This window comes from Streptomyces sp. NPDC051051, assembly GCF_040682975.1.
Lineage (GTDB): Bacteria > Actinomycetota > Actinomycetes > Streptomycetales > Streptomycetaceae > Streptomyces.
The window spans coordinates 1-14,108 of record NZ_JBFBCB010000051.1 but is presented as its reverse complement, the minus strand read 5'-3'; the positions used below and the strand labels follow the sequence as shown (position 1 = coordinate 14,108).

9 protein-coding genes are annotated in these 14,108 nt (G+C 71.2%); 6 read left to right on the top strand and 3 right to left on the bottom strand.

Annotated features, from left to right (window positions below):
• Positions 1-24: 24 nt before the first annotated feature.
• The 4 genes from AB0N31_RS29835 (at position 25) to AB0N31_RS29820 (ending at position 5,889) form a co-directional block, all read left to right on the top strand.
• Positions 25-3,699, top strand: a complete 3,675-nt coding sequence (locus AB0N31_RS29835) for a hydantoinase B/oxoprolinase family protein (RefSeq protein ID WP_366061560.1) — start codon at positions 25-27, stop codon at positions 3,697-3,699.
• On the top strand, positions 3,680-4,285 hold the full coding sequence (locus tag AB0N31_RS29830) for an ATP/GTP-binding protein (protein WP_366061559.1): 606 nt from the start codon (positions 3,680-3,682) through the stop codon (positions 4,283-4,285). The genes AB0N31_RS29835 and AB0N31_RS29830 overlap by 20 nt, the downstream gene beginning before the upstream one ends.
• A gap of 213 nt (positions 4,286-4,498) precedes the next feature.
• Positions 4,499-5,335, top strand: coding sequence for a M15 family metallopeptidase (locus AB0N31_RS29825; protein WP_366061558.1), 837 nt, complete (start codon positions 4,499-4,501; stop codon positions 5,333-5,335).
• Positions 5,336-5,352: 17 nt separating this feature from the next.
• Positions 5,353-5,889, top strand: coding sequence for an NUDIX domain-containing protein (locus AB0N31_RS29820; protein WP_366061557.1), 537 nt, complete (start codon positions 5,353-5,355; stop codon positions 5,887-5,889).
• On the opposite strand, the gene AB0N31_RS29815 is transcribed toward AB0N31_RS29820, so the two are convergent.
• Complete coding sequence (locus tag AB0N31_RS29815; protein ID WP_366061556.1) at positions 5,880-8,255, bottom strand: glycoside hydrolase family 31 protein; 2,376 nt, start codon at positions 8,253-8,255, stop codon at positions 5,880-5,882. The two genes, AB0N31_RS29820 and AB0N31_RS29815, sit on opposite strands and share 10 nt — an antisense overlap.
• Positions 8,256-8,468: 213 nt before the next feature.
• On the opposite strand from AB0N31_RS29815, the gene AB0N31_RS29810 reads away from it, so the two are divergent.
• Both AB0N31_RS29810 and AB0N31_RS29805 read left to right on the top strand, forming a co-directional pair.
• A complete protein-coding gene (locus tag AB0N31_RS29810) occupies positions 8,469-10,436 on the top strand; it encodes an acetoacetate--CoA ligase (RefSeq protein WP_366061555.1) in 1,968 nt (655 codons plus the stop codon).
• A gap of 90 nt (positions 10,437-10,526) precedes the next feature.
• Entirely contained in the window at positions 10,527-11,432 is a 906-nt protein-coding gene (locus AB0N31_RS29805) for a hypothetical protein (RefSeq protein WP_366061554.1), read from the top strand.
• Between the two features lie 69 nt (positions 11,433-11,501).
• On the opposite strand, the gene ptsP is transcribed toward AB0N31_RS29805, so the two are convergent.
• Complete coding sequence (gene ptsP / locus AB0N31_RS29800) at positions 11,502-13,172, bottom strand: phosphoenolpyruvate--protein phosphotransferase (RefSeq protein WP_366061553.1); 1,671 nt, start codon at positions 13,170-13,172, stop codon at positions 11,502-11,504.
• A gap of 78 nt (positions 13,173-13,250) precedes the next feature.
• A complete protein-coding gene (locus tag AB0N31_RS29795) occupies positions 13,251-13,700 on the bottom strand; it encodes a PTS glucose transporter subunit IIA (RefSeq protein WP_366061552.1) in 450 nt (149 codons plus the stop codon).
• Positions 13,701-14,108: the final 408 nt, after the last annotated feature.

The following is a 14,108-nucleotide window of genomic DNA, read 5'->3' as shown; positions in this document are numbered from 1 at the left end:
GCAGCGCGGAAGCGAGGTGAGGACGTGGCAGGCTGGCAGTTCTGGGTGGACCGGGGCGGCACCTTCACGGACGTCGTCGCGCGCCGCCCGGACGGCCGTTTGCTCACCCGCAAGCTGCTGTCCGACAACCCGGCGCGGTACGCCGACGCGGCCGTCGCCGGCGTCCGCGCCCTGCTCGGCGACGCGTGCGAGCCCGTCGAGGCGGTGCGCATGGGCACCACCGTCGCCACCAACGCCCTCCTGGAGCGGACGGGCGAACGCACCCTCCTCGTCGTCACCCGCGGCTTCCGCGACGCCCTGCGCATCGCCTACCAGAACCGCCCCCACATCTTCGCCCGCCGCATCGACCTGCCGGAACTCCTCTACGAACGGGTCGTCGAGGTCGACGAGCGCATCGCGGCCGACGGCACCGTCCTGCGCGCCCCGGACCTGGACGTCCTCGCCGGACCGCTGCGGCAGGCCTACGACGACGGCATCCGCGCGGTCGCCGTGGTCTGTCTGCACAGTCACCGCCATCCCGCCCACGAGCAGGCCGTGGGACGACTCGCCGCCCGCATCGGATTCCCGCAGATCTCGCTGTCCAGCGAGGTCAGCCCCCTCATGAAGCTCGTCCCGCGCGGGGACACGGCTGTGGTGGACGCCTACCTCTCGCCGGTGCTGCGCCGCTACGTCCGGCACGTCGCCGACGAACTGCGCGATGTGCGCCTGATGTTCATGCAGTCCAACGGAGGCCTGGCCGAGGCGAGGCGGTTCCGCGGCAAGGACGCCGTCCTGTCCGGGCCCGCAGGGGGCATCGTGGGCATGGCCCGCATGTCCCAGCTCGCCGGCTTCGACCGTGTCATCGGCTTCGACATGGGCGGAACCTCCACCGACGTCTCCCACTTCGCGGGCGCGTACGAACGCGTCTTCACCACGCAGCTCGCGGGCGTCCGTCTGTGCGCGCCCATGCTGGACATCCACACCGTCGCCGCCGGCGGCGGCTCCGTCCTCCACTTCGACGGTTCCCGCTACCGCGTGGGGCCGGACTCGGCCGGCGCGGCCCCCGGCCCCGCCTCCTACCGAGGCGGCGGCCCCCTCGCCGTCACCGACGCCAATGTGATGCTCGGCCGCATCCAACCCGCCCACTTCCCGAAGGTGTTCGGCCCCGAAGGCGACCAGCCCCTCGACGACGCACTCGTCCGTGACCGCTTCACCGCACTCGCGCGCGAGATCCGCGAGACGGTCGGCGACGACCGCACACCCGAGCAGGTAGCCGAGGGGTTCCTCCAGATCGCCGTCGCCAACATCGCCAACGCGGTGAAGCGGATCTCCGTCCAGAAGGGCCACGACGTCACTCGCTACGCCCTCACCACCTTCGGCGGTGCGGGCGGTCAGCACGCCTGCATGGTCGCCGACTCCCTCGGTATCCGTACCGTGCTCGTGCCGCCCATGGCCGGTGTCCTGTCCGCGCTCGGCATCGGCCTCGCCGACACCACGGCCATGCGCGAACAGTCCGTGGAGGCGCCGCTGGAGTCCGCCTCCCTGCCGCGGATCCTCAGGACGGCCGACGACCTGGAGGCGGCGGTCCGCGCCGAACTCCGGGCCGAACACGTCCCCGACGACCGCGTCCGGGTCACCCGCCGCGCCCAACTGCGCTACGACGGCACCGACACCACCCTCACCGTCGAACTGACCGACCCCGCCACCATGCGGGCCGCCTTCGAGGAACGTCATCGCGCCACGTACTCCTTCGTGCTCGACCGCCCGGTCGTCGTGGAAGCACTCTCCGTGGAATGCACCGGCGTCACCGAACCCCCCGATCTCTCCGCCCTCGCCCCGTACGAAGGCCGCACCGCACCACCCCGCACCGTCCGCCTCCACACCGGCGGCACCTGGCGCGACGTGCCCCTCCACCGCCGCGAGGACCTGCCTCCCGGCCAGACCGTCACCGGACCGGCGATCATCACCGAGACCAGCACGACGACCGTCGTGGACGACGGCTGGCGGGCCGCGACCACGCACGACGGGCATCTGCTCTTGGAACGCACGGCGATCACGCAGAGTTCCGATGTGGACACGGAAGCGGATCCCGTCCTCCTAGAGGTGTTCAACAACCTGTTCATGTCCATCGCCGAACAGATGGGCGCCCGGCTGGAGTCGACGGCCCAGTCCGTCAACATCAAGGAACGCCTCGACTTCTCCTGCGCGCTCTTCGACCCCGACGGAAACCTGGTGGCCAACGCCCCCCACATCCCCGTCCACCTGGGATCGATGGGAACCAGCGTCAAGGAGGTCATCAGCCGTCGCGGCCCCGCCATGCGCCCTGGCGACACCTACGCCGTCAACGACCCCTACCACGGCGGCACCCACCTGCCCGACGTCACCGTGATCACGCCGGTCTTCGACGCGAGAGGCGACCGCGGCACGGAGAGTCACCGCGGCACCGGGAGTGACCGCGACACGGGGAGTGACCCGCGGATCCTCTTCTACGTCGCCTCCCGCGGCCACCACGCCGAGATCGGTGGCATCGCCCCGGGCTCCATGCCGGCCGACAGCCGCACCATCGACGAAGAAGGCGTCCTCTTCGACAACTGGCTGCTCGCGGAGAACGGCCGCCTCCGGGAGAGGGAAACCCTCCGCCTGCTCACCGAGGCTCGCTACCCCTCCCGCAACCCCGCGACCAACCTCGCCGACCTGCGCGCGCAGATCGCCGCCAACCAGAAAGGCGTCGACGAAGTCGCCCGCATGATCGAGAACTTCGGGCTCGACGTCGTACAGGCGTACATGCGGCACGTCCAGGACAACGCCGAGGAGGCCGTGCGCCGCGTCATCGACGCCCTCGACGACGGTGAGTACGCCTACGAGACCGACGCCGGCGCCTTCATCCGGGTACGCGTGCGCGTGGACCGCGAGAACCGCTCGGCGACCATCGACTTCACGGGCACGTCGGCGCAACCGGCGACCAACTTCAACGCCCCGTACGCCGTCGTCAACGCGGCCGTCCTGTACGTCTTCCGCACCCTGGTCGCGGACGACATCCCCCTCAACGACGGCTGCCTGCGCCCTCTCAGGATCATCGTGCCGCGTGGCTCCCTGCTGGCACCCGAACCCCCCGCCGCCGTGGTCGCGGGCAACGTCGAGACCTCCCAGGCGATCACCGGCGCCCTCTACGCCGCCCTCGGAGTCCAGGCCGAAGGCTCCGGCACGATGAACAACGTCACCTTCGGCAACGCCCACCACCAGTACTACGAGACCGTCGCCTCCGGATCCGGCGCGGGTGACGGTTTTCCCGGCGCGAGCGTCGTCCAGACGCACATGACCAACTCCCGCCTGACCGATCCCGAGATCCTGGAGTGGCGGCTTCCCGTACGGCTCGACGAGTTCGCCGTCCGACAGGGGAGCGGCGGTGCGGGAGAATGGCGCGGCGGGGACGGCGCCGTACGCCGCATCCGGTTCCTGGAACCGATGACCGTCTCCACCCTCTCCCAGCACCGCAGGGTCCCTCCCTACGGCATGGCGGGCGGCGCCCCCGGAGCACTGGGCGTCAACCGCGTGGAACGCGCGGACGGCACCGTCGCCGAACTCGGCGGCAGCGACTGCGTGGACGTCGGCCCCGGCGACGTGCTCGTCATCGAGACCCCCGGCGGCGGAGGCTATGGTCCGCCGCCCACGACCCCCCATCGAGCAGGAGAAGTAACCGATGATCTTCGGGCGTTCTGAGCGCGGCAAGCCCCCGGTGGAGCCTGTCACGCTCAAGATCCTGGTGGCAGGCGGCTTCGGCGTGGGCAAGACCACCCTCGTCGGCGCCGTCAGCGAGATCAGGCCGCTGCGCACCGAGGAGTTCCTCACCGAGGCCGGCCGGCCGGTCGACGACACCACGGGCGTCGAGCGCAAGCACACCACCACGGTCGCCATGGACTTCGGGCGCATCACCCTGCGCGAGGACCTGGTGCTGTACCTGTTCGGCACGCCCGGCCAGGAACGGTTCTGGTTCATGTGGGACGAGCTCTCCGAGGGCGCGCTCGGCGCCGTCGTGCTGGCCGACACCCGCCGCCTGGAGGACTGCTTCGCCGCCGTCGACTACTTCGAGCGCCGCTCCATCCCCTTCCTCGTCGGCGTCAACTGCTTCGAGGGCGCGGCCCGGTACCCCGTGGAAGACGTACGCCGCGCCCTCGACCTCGACGACGCCGTACCGGTGCTGTTGTGCGACGCCCGCGACCGCGGCTCGGTGAAAGACATACTGGTCGGTGTCGTCCAGCACGCCATGGACCACGACGCCGACCGCCGCCGGGCCGTCGCCACCTGAGACGTGCGCACGGCCCGTGCCCCCGCCGCCCGGGGTACGGGCCGCGGCGCCGGACGGGCCACACGCGTGTGCCGGGCTCGGGCTGACCCTCGACCCCTCCCACAGGAATGCTGCCTTCTCGCCCCGGAACGGGCGGGACGGTCCGACTCCCACGGACGGACCGCGTGCGATCGCCTTCCCGCGGGGGACCGGGACCTGATAGACGCAGGGGGCATGACACGACTTCCCAGCGCCGTCCGCGGTGCCGTCACCACGCTCGCCGCCCTGCTGGCACTGACCACCGCGTCCGCCACGGCCCGCGCGGACACCGCCCCCGGAGCTCCGGCGGACTTCGTCGCTCTGCGGACCGTGGACCGGACGATCCTCCAGGACATGCGCTACGTCACCCCGCACAACTTCGTCGGCGAACGCATCGACGGCTATCGCCAGCCGCTGTGCATCCTCACCCGGCCGGCCGCCCAAGCCCTGCACAGGGCCCAGACGCAGCTCCTGCGCCAGGGCTACACGCTCAAGGTCTACGACTGCTACCGCCCCCAGCGCGCCGTGAACCACTTCGTCCGCTGGGCCCAGGACCTCGACGACCAGGTCATGAAGGGGGAGTTCTACCCGAACGTCGACAAGACCGGCCTCTTCGAGGACGGTTACATCGCCGAGAAATCCGGTCACAGCCGCGGCTCGACCCTGGACGTCACACTCGTCAGGCTGCCGGCCCGACCGACCGGGCCGTACGTGCCCAGCGAACCTCTCGTGCCCTGCTTCGCACCACAGCGCGACCGTTTCCCGGACAACTCCGTCGACATGGGCACCGGTTTCGACTGCTTCGACACCCTCAGCCACACCCTCGACCCGCGCGTCCAGGGCGAACAGCGAGCCAACCGCCTGCTCCTGAAGAGCACGCTCGAGGAGCAGGGCTTCGTCAACCTCGCCGAGGAGTGGTGGCACTACACCTTCAAGCCCGAAGCCCACCCGGAGACCTACTTCGACTTCCCCGTCTCCGCCAAGTCCCTCACCAGGGCCCCTGAGCCACCCGCGCACGACGCCCACCGATGATCGGATACAGTCCGCGCGTGTCCGAAACTCAGCACTCCACTTCCAACTCCGTTCCCGACTCCCACTGTTCGGGCTGCGGAGCGCCTTATGGAGAGGGCGTCACCGGCTGGCCCCGCACCTGCCCGGCCTGCGCCGCCGTCGCCTACCGCAACCCCCTGCCGGTCGCGATCGCGCTCCAGCCCGTGTACGACACGAAGGGCACCGCCCTCGTCGTCATCACCCGAACCATCGCCCCCGCCCGCGGAGGCATCGCCCTGCCCGGCGGCTACGTCGACCACCAGGAGGACTGGAAGCAGGCCGTCGTCCGGGAACTCAACGAGGAGACGGGCATCGACGCCGCGAGCCGCGACGTACGCCTCGCCGACGCGATGAGCTCGCCCGACGGCCACCTCCTGCTGTTCGGGCTCCTGCCGGAACGCCCCGCGGACCGGCTGCCGACGTCCGCCGTCACCGACGAGACGGAAGGCTGGCACCTGCTGCACAGGCCGGAGGAACTGGCCTTCCCGCTGCACACGATCGCCGTGCGGGCGTTCTTCGAGGGCCGCTACATCTGAGCCGGCCGGCCGAGCCCGCATACGCGCACGGGGTGGGACGGCTCACGCACACCGTCCTCACCCTCCCGCTCCACGACGACCTCTCGGCCGACGCCCCAGCGGGCGACGTACCGCTCGATCTCGGGCTCGTTCCAGCCGTCGCCCGCATCCCGCACCACCAGCCCGCCACCCGTCCCTCCCGGGGCCGGCGCCCACACCTCCAGTTCCAGCCCGCCGTCCTCTCCGCGCACGGGCACGACCGCACCCGCGCGCGCGAGCACCGGTATCCGCCCCAGGGGCGCGTCGATGAGAACCTGCCCCGGCCCCGCGTACCGCTTTCCCGTCGCCGTGTCGTACCAAAGGCCCCGCGGCAACTGCACGGCCCGCCGGTCCGCGCCCGGGTCCAGTACCGGCGCCACCAGCAGGCAGTCACCGAGCAGGAAGGCGTCCTCGCAGTCGCGCAACGCCCGGTCCTCCGGGGCACCCCACCACAGCGGCCGCACATAGGGCGCCCCCGTCCGCCGGGCCAGATGCGCCAGCGTCACGAAGTACGGCAGCAGCCGCCGACGCTCGACGAGCGCCGCGCGCGCGTGCTCCAGCACCTCGGGGCCGAACTCCCACGGCTCCCCGAGCCCCGCCCGGGGAGCCGCACGCGTACGGAACAACGGCAGGTGGGAACCCAGCTGCAACCACCGCAGATACAACTCCGGAGACGGGTCGCCGTCGAACCCGCCGACGTCAGGCCCCGAGCACGGCACCCCGCACAGCCCGAGCCCCAGCACCAGCGACAGCGACGCCCGCAGACCCGGCCAGCCCGCGGCGACGTCACCGGACCAGGTACCGCCGTAGCGCTGGAGCCCCACCCAGCCGGAGCGCGAGAACACGAACGGGCGCTCCTCGGGAAGCAGCTCCCGCAGCCCCTCGTAGCCCGCCTGCGCCATGCACAACCCGTACACGTTGTGCGCCTCGCGATGATCGCCGCCACGGCCCTCCAGAGCGTGCCGCGCCGACCTGGGGAGCGTCGCCTCCCCGAAGGCGGTGAACGATGTGGGCTCGTTCATGTCGTGCCAGAAACCCGAGAACCCCTGCGCGACTCCCTCCGCGTACAGCCCACCCCACCAGCGCCGCACACGCGCGTGCGTGAAGTCCGGGTACACCGAATCGCCGGCCCGCGCCACGCCCTCCACGATCCGCCCCGAGGCGTCCCGCACGAACGCGTCCGCGGCGACCCCGCCGTCGTGGGCCGCGTCGCCCGGCACGGCCCGCACGGCGGGCTCGACGACCGACACCAGGCGGACTCCGTCCCGCCGCAGTTCCCCGGCGAGCACCGCCGGCTTCGGGAAACGCACCTGGTCGACGGCGAACACCTGACGGTCGTCCAAGGGACCGACGCCGAGATGGACCACGTCGAGCGGCAGGCCGCGCTCCGTATAGCCGGCCACGACATCCCGCAGCTCCTGCCCGTCGCCGAAGCGCCGCGCGTGATGGTGCCCGAGCGCCCAGGCGGGCGGCACCGCCGGCGCGCCGGTGAGCGAGGCCCAGGCGAGCAGCACGCGCGCGGGGGTTCCCACCACCACCCAGCAGCGCAGTGGGCCGCCGTCCATCCGCAGCTCGGACATCCCGGGCCGGTCGTGCCCGGAGCCGGCCCCTTCCTCGCCCTCCCGCAACCTCACCGAGCCGTCCCAGGACGTGTCGTGGAACGCCAGATGCGTGGCCGCGTCGGCCACCACCAGTTGCACCGGCATCGTCAGGCACAGCGGATCGTCGCCCCGATCGAACGCACGCCCCGGATCGGTGTTCCACAGCCGGTAGGTCCCGGCACGCAGACGAGGCCCGGCCGCCCGACCGCCCAGCCCGAAGAAGCGGGCGTCCGCCGGCACCTCCGACCGCTGCATCCAGCGCCCCGGTCCCCCGTCCGCCGGTTCCCACCACCGTGGCGCCAGATCCCGCCGCAACGCCACGCCACCCGGCGTCCGCACCTCGATGGCCCCGTGCCGCGAGACCACGACGGTCACCCGTTCCGCCACCACCCGCCAGCCGCCGTCCTTGTCCGGTTCCAGCACCGCCCGCGGATCGGCCTCGGGGCAGCGCCCGGCCAGCGCGTACGACGGCTCCGGCCCGGCCCCGTCCCAGCCCCAGAAGACGGCACCGTTCACCGCCACCCGGATCGTCAGCTCGGAGCGGCTGAACCGGATCGTCCCGCCGCCGGGCCCCGGCTCCACGTCCCGCACCGCCCCCGGCACCCGCGCGCGCTCGACGCCCCGCGCGGGCAGTGCCAGGGCGTCGGCACGCCGCCGGCGCCACGCCGCCCGCACGGTGCGCAACCCCCGTACGGTCCCCGCGGAACCGACCATCTTCATCGAACGCACCAGGTCACGACCGTCCATGTCGCTCACCCTGTCACTGACGGCACCATGCGCGCGTGTCGTTCAACTGCCGTTCACCTGTGCCGGACCCACATCTTCACGACACGGACTGTGTGGGACACACCCTGGTGTGGAAGTCGATCACATGGCATCGTCCGTGTCAGCCGTGTCACGCGCACACCCCAGCACGTGCGCGAGCGACGCACACGACGCGCACAGTCCGGGAGCCGCCCCATGTCGACCGTGAACCCCGAGCCGCTCTGGCGGCCCGATCCGCAGCGCACCGCCGAGGCCCAGGTCACCAGATTCCAGACCTGGGCGGCCGAACGCCACGGAGCCCCGTCCGACGGCGGCTACCCGGCCCTGCACCGATGGTCCGTCGACGAACTGGAAACGTTCTGGAAAGCCGTCACGGAGTGGTTCGACGTACGCTTCTCGACCCCCTTCACGCGCGTCCTGGGCGACCGCGCCATGCCCGGCGCCGAATGGTTCCCCGGCGCCACCCTGAACTACGCCGAGCACGCGCTGCGCGCCGCCGCCGGCCGCCCGGACGAACCAGCCCTCCTGCACGTCGACGAGACCCACGAACCCCGACCGGTGACCTGGTCGGAACTGAGCCGCCAGGTCGGCTCCCTCGCCGCCGAACTGCGCCGTCTCGGCGTCCGCCCCGGAGACCGCGTCAGCGCCTACCTCCCGAACATCCCCCAGGCCGTCGTCGCCCTCCTCGCCACGGCCGCCGTCGGCGGTGTCTGGACCTCCTGCGCCCCCGACTTCGGCGCCCGCAGCGTCCTCGACCGCTTCCAGCAGGTCGAGCCGGTCGTCCTCTTCACCGTCGACGGCTACCGCTACGGCGGCAAGGAACACGACCGCCGCGACGTCGTCGCCGAACTCCGCCGCGAACTGCCCAGCCTGCGCGCCGTCGTCCACATCCCCCTCCTCGGCACCGAGACCCCCGAGGGGGCCCTGGACTGGTCTGTCCTGACCGCCGCCGACCAGGAACCCACCTTCGAGCAGGTTCCGTTCGACCACCCCCTGTGGGTGCTCTACTCCTCCGGCACGACCGGTCTGCCCAAGGCCATCGTCCAGTCCCAGGGCGGCATCCTCGTCGAACACCTCAAGCAACTCGGTCTGCACTGCGACCTGGGCCCCGGGGACCGCTTCTTCTGGTACACCTCGACCGGCTGGATGATGTGGAACTTCCTCGTCTCCGGCCTCCTCACCGGAACGACGGTCGTCCTCTACGACGGCAGCCCCGGCCACCCCGACACCGGAGCCCAGTGGCGCATCGCCGAACGCACCGGCGCCACCCTCTACGGAACGTCGGCGGCCTACGTGATGGCCTGCCGCAAGGCCGACGTGCACCCGTCCCGCGACTTCGACCTCTCCAAGGTCCGCTGCGTCGCCACCACCGGCTCGCCGCTGCCGCCCGACGGTTTCCGCTGGCTGCACGAGGAGGTCCGCGACGACCTGTGGATCGCCTCCGTCAGCGGCGGCACGGACGTCTGCTCCTGCTTCGCGGGAGCCGTCCCCACCCTGCCCGTGTACACCGGCGAACTCCAGGCCCCCTGCCTCGGCACCGACCTCCAGGCCTGGGACCCGAGCGGCCGGCCCGTCGTCGACGAGGTCGGCGAACTCGTCGTCACCAACCCCATGCCGTCGATGCCGGTGTACTTCTGGAACGACCCCGACGGCAGCCGCTACCACGACAGCTACTTCGACACCTACCCCGGCGCATGGCGTCACGGCGACTGGATCACCCTCACCTCGCGAGGCACCGTCGTCATCCACGGCCGATCCGACTCCACGCTCAACCGCCAGGGCGTCCGCATGGGCTCGGCCGACATCTACGAAGCCGTGGAGCGGCTGCCCGAGATCAAGGAATCCCTCGTCATCGGCATCGAACAGCCCGACGGCGGCTACTGGATGCCCCTCTTCGTCCACCTGGCACCGGGAGCCGTCCTCGACCAGGCGCTCCTCGACCGCATCAAGCGGACCATCCGCGAGGAACTCTCGCCACGCCACGTCCCCGACGAAGTCATCGAGGTCCCCGGAGTGCCGCACACCCTCACCGGGAAGCGCATCGAGGTCCCCGTCAAGCGTCTCCTCCAGGGCACCCCCCTGGAAAAAGCGGTCAACCCGGGCTCCATCGACAACCTCGGCCTCCTGCACTTCTACGAGGATCTCGCCCGCAAACGAGCCTGACCAAACCGAAACCGCAGCTCAGGGCCCGTTGTCAGTGCCAGTGATTACTGTGAGTGAGCATTGATCGACCGCGCACACACAGGGGGAGCCATGGCGGCACACACCGACCACTGGACCATGCGACGCGTCCTGCGCCGCGAGATCGCCGGCACCATCGGCCTGCTCACCGACGAACACGACTTCCGGGCCATGCGGCGCTATCGCACCTTCACCTTCGACGACCACACCACCTATCTCCGACAGGTCGAGGAGCTCCTCAAAACGCGCGCCCTCCAGGGCACCCACACCACCGTCGCCCTCTTCGACCCCCAGGAGTACGCCGATTTCTGCGCGGCGAGGGGCCTCGACCCCGACGACCCCGCCCACCGCACACGCTTCACGGCCGAACTCGCCACCACCGGCCCCACCCTCCCGTACGAGGGCCAGCCGCTGGCCGATCTGGTACCCGCACTGGTCGAGGAAGCAGTCCGGCAAGCGACCTGGGAATACGCGGCCACTCTCCTGGCCCGCGTCGGAGCATGCACGACCTGCGGCGAGGACATCGGCCGCGCGGCCTTCAGCCAGGCCTCCGACCTGCTCGCCCGCATCCTCGACACGGCACCGCCCGGCGACCGCCACCTCGTGTGCAGCGTCACCGGCACGCCCGAGACCCTGGTCGCCGTCCTCCACGCGGACGAGGCAGCCGACGGCACCACTTCGCTCGACGAGGCCGAGGCCCTCGAATTCACGACCGTCCTCGCCCTCGGCGTCGCCACCCGGAGCCCTGGCGGGCTGGTCATGCGCACCATCTCCGCCGGCAGCCCCGACCGCGTGTACGGCTGGCGGCTGCGCGGCGAGGGACTGGAACCGCTGACCGCCGGCGAGGTCTTCGACGCCTACTGCACCGACGTCGAATCCGGCGACCTCATCGCACCCGAGTCCGACGTCGACTACTGCGCGCCGCCGGACCTCGGCGAGGACGGACAGCGCGGGCCGGCCCCGGGCCACCACCACTGACACGCAGGAGGGGCGCTCCGCGACACACGCGGAGCGCCCCTCCTCACCGGCCGAACACGGCACCGCCGACTACTCGCCGGACAGCACCGCCCGCGCGGCCTCGCGCGCATCCTCGGCACTGTCGGTGGCACGGGCGGCCGCCGCCGCCCGCTCACACTGCGCCAGCGTGTACTTCGCGAGCGTCGCCCGCACATACGGAATCGACGCCGATCCCATCGACAGGGAGGTGACGCCCAGACCCGTCAGCACGCAGGCGAGCAGCGGGTCGGCCGCGGCCTCACCACAGACCCCACAACTGCTGCCCTCCGCCCTGGCCGCCTCGGCGGACAGCGCGACCAGGTCGAGCAGCGCGGGCTGCCACGGATCCTGGAGCCGCGACACCGCACCCACCTGACGGTCCGCTGCAAAGGTGTACTGCGCGAGGTCGTTCGTCCCCAGAGACAGGAACTCGACCTCCTGCAGAATCGAACGCGCCCGCAGAGCGGCCGACGGAATCTCCACCATCGCGCCGAACTTCGCCCGGAGCCCGGCCGCACGGCACGCGTCGGCGAACGCCTTCGCATCAGCACGGTCCGCGACCATCGGGGCCATCACCTCGAGGTGGACCGGCAGACCCTCGGCAGCCTTCGCCAGCGCCGACAGCTGCGTGCGCAGCACATCGGGGTGGTCGAGGAGCGTCCGCAGACCCCGCACGCCCAGCGCCGGATTCGGCTCGTCCGCCGGGGTCAGGAAGTCCAGCGGCTTGTCGGCGCCGGCATCCAGCACCCGCACCACGACGCGCCCCTCGGGAAACGCCTCCAGCACCTGCCGGTACGCCGCGACCTGCTTCTCCTCCGACGGAGCCTTCTTGCTGTCGTCGAGGAAGAGGAACTCGGTACGGAACAGGCCGACACCCTCAGCGCCGGCCTCGACGGCGGCCGGTACATCGGCCGGGCCACCGACGTTCGCCAGCAGCGGCACCTTGTGTCCGTCCGCGGTGGCGCCCGGTCCCGTCGAGGCGGACAGCGCCGCCTTCCGCTCCGCCGCCGACGCTTCGAGCTGCGCCTTCTTGTCCTCGGTCGGGTCCACGAAGATCTCGCCGGTGCTGCCGTCGACGGCGATGACCGTTCCCTCGGCAAGCTCACCGGCACCCGGCAGCGCCACGACGGCCGGCACACCCAGCGCCCGCGCCAGAATCGCGCTGTGGCTGGTCGGCCCGCCTTCCTCGGTCACGAACCCGAGCACCAACGTCGGATCCAGCAGCGCGGTGTCGGCCGGCGCGAGATCCCGCGCCACCAGCACGTACGGCTCGTCGCTGTCCGGGACACCCGGCATCGGGACCCCCAGCAGACGGGCCACGATACGGTTCCGCACGTCGTCGAGGTCGGCCACGCGACCGGCGAGGTACTCCCCGGCGTTCGCCAACAGTTCGCGGTACGCGGCGAACGCGTCGTACACGGCACGCTCGGCCGTACTGCCGACGGCGATACGCCGCTCCACGTCCGCCATCAGTTCCGGGTCCTGGGCCATCATGGCCTGGGCTTCGAGCACCGCCTGAGCCTCGCCCCCCGCCAGATTGCCGCGCGCCATCAGATCGGCGGCCACAGCATCCACGGCCTGGCGGGCGCGCCCCTGTTCGCGCTCCGCCTCCTCGGCCGGGATCTGCTTGGCGGGCGGTTCGAGGACCGCCGTTCCCATGTGCCGAACCTCGCCGATCGCCACACCGTGGCTCACGCCGACGCCTCGCAGCGTTGTCTCCATCTCACCCGTCTCCGGTAGTGCGGCGGGTCCCGCCGCGGTGGTTGTCCCATGTGCCGTCATCGATACGACGGCCTCGGCTCAGCGCCATGAAAAGAGAACGTCGCCAGTCTTCACGTCGCCGTCCTCGCGGAGATCACCGAGGGCGTCGGCGGTGGCTTCCAGGGCCACGACCGGGCACACCGGGGACTTGCCGGCCTCTTCGACCGCGACGGGATTCCACCGCACGATGCCCTGCCCGCGGGCCACCGTGTCGCCCTTGTTCACGAGCAGCTCGAAGCCCTCGCCGTTCAGCTGCACGGTGTCGATACCGAGATGAGTGAGCACGCCGTGCCCCTCGGCGTCGACCACCACGAAGGCGTGCGGGTGGAGGGAGACGATGACTCCGTCCACGGGTGACACGGCCTCGGAGGGCTCGCGCACCGGGTCGATGGCCGTGCCGGGGCCGACCATGGCCCCGGAGAAGACCGGATCGGGCACCGCTGCCAGTCCGATGGCGCGTCCTGCCAACGGGGACGTCACGGTGGTCATGGGAAGCCTCCCAGGGGTGGAGATGTATATGGGCCGTCACTACCAGTCCCGGACGGCGCACTGTGCAGCAGGGTATGTCATATGAAGTACCGGTTCCGCACGAGTGATCCCGATCCGTGGTCTAGACCACTAGCCTAATCGATTTGCACGCGCTCCGCGGCCCCGTGTACAGTCGTACTCCTGCTTAAGGGTGAGCGACGCTAACGAGCGCGCTTAACCGAGCAGCATCCAACTTGTCAGATCCTAGCTTTTGATCATCTTCCGCATGCCTGCGGGACGGTGGTCAGGGGGACGGAAAATGACTGGTAGAGTTGGAAACACCGAAGGGAAGCGCCCGGAGGAAAGCCTGAGAGAGTCTCTCGGGTGAGTACGAAGGAAGCGTCCGTTCCTTGAGAACTCAACAGCGTG

What these genes read in the sequence shown, in the direction of transcription:
- AB0N31_RS29795 (WP_366061552.1), bottom strand. Translation starts at nt 13,700, where the DNA reads ATGACCACCGTGACGTCCCCGTTGGCAGGACGCGCCATCGGACTGGCA.
- ptsP (WP_366061553.1), bottom strand. Translation starts at nt 13,172, where the DNA reads ATGGAGACAACGCTGCGAGGCGTCGGCGTGAGCCACGGTGTGGCGATC.
- AB0N31_RS29805 (WP_366061554.1), top strand. Translation starts at nt 10,527, where the DNA reads ATGGCGGCACACACCGACCACTGGACCATGCGACGCGTCCTGCGCCGC.
- AB0N31_RS29815 (WP_366061556.1), bottom strand. Translation starts at nt 8,255, where the DNA reads ATGGACGGTCGTGACCTGGTGCGTTCGATGAAGATGGTCGGTTCCGCG.
- AB0N31_RS29830 (WP_366061559.1), top strand. Translation starts at nt 3,680, where the DNA reads ATGATCTTCGGGCGTTCTGAGCGCGGCAAGCCCCCGGTGGAGCCTGTC.
- AB0N31_RS29810 (WP_366061555.1), top strand. Translation starts at nt 8,469, where the DNA reads ATGTCGACCGTGAACCCCGAGCCGCTCTGGCGGCCCGATCCGCAGCGC.
- AB0N31_RS29825 (WP_366061558.1), top strand. Translation starts at nt 4,499, where the DNA reads ATGACACGACTTCCCAGCGCCGTCCGCGGTGCCGTCACCACGCTCGCC.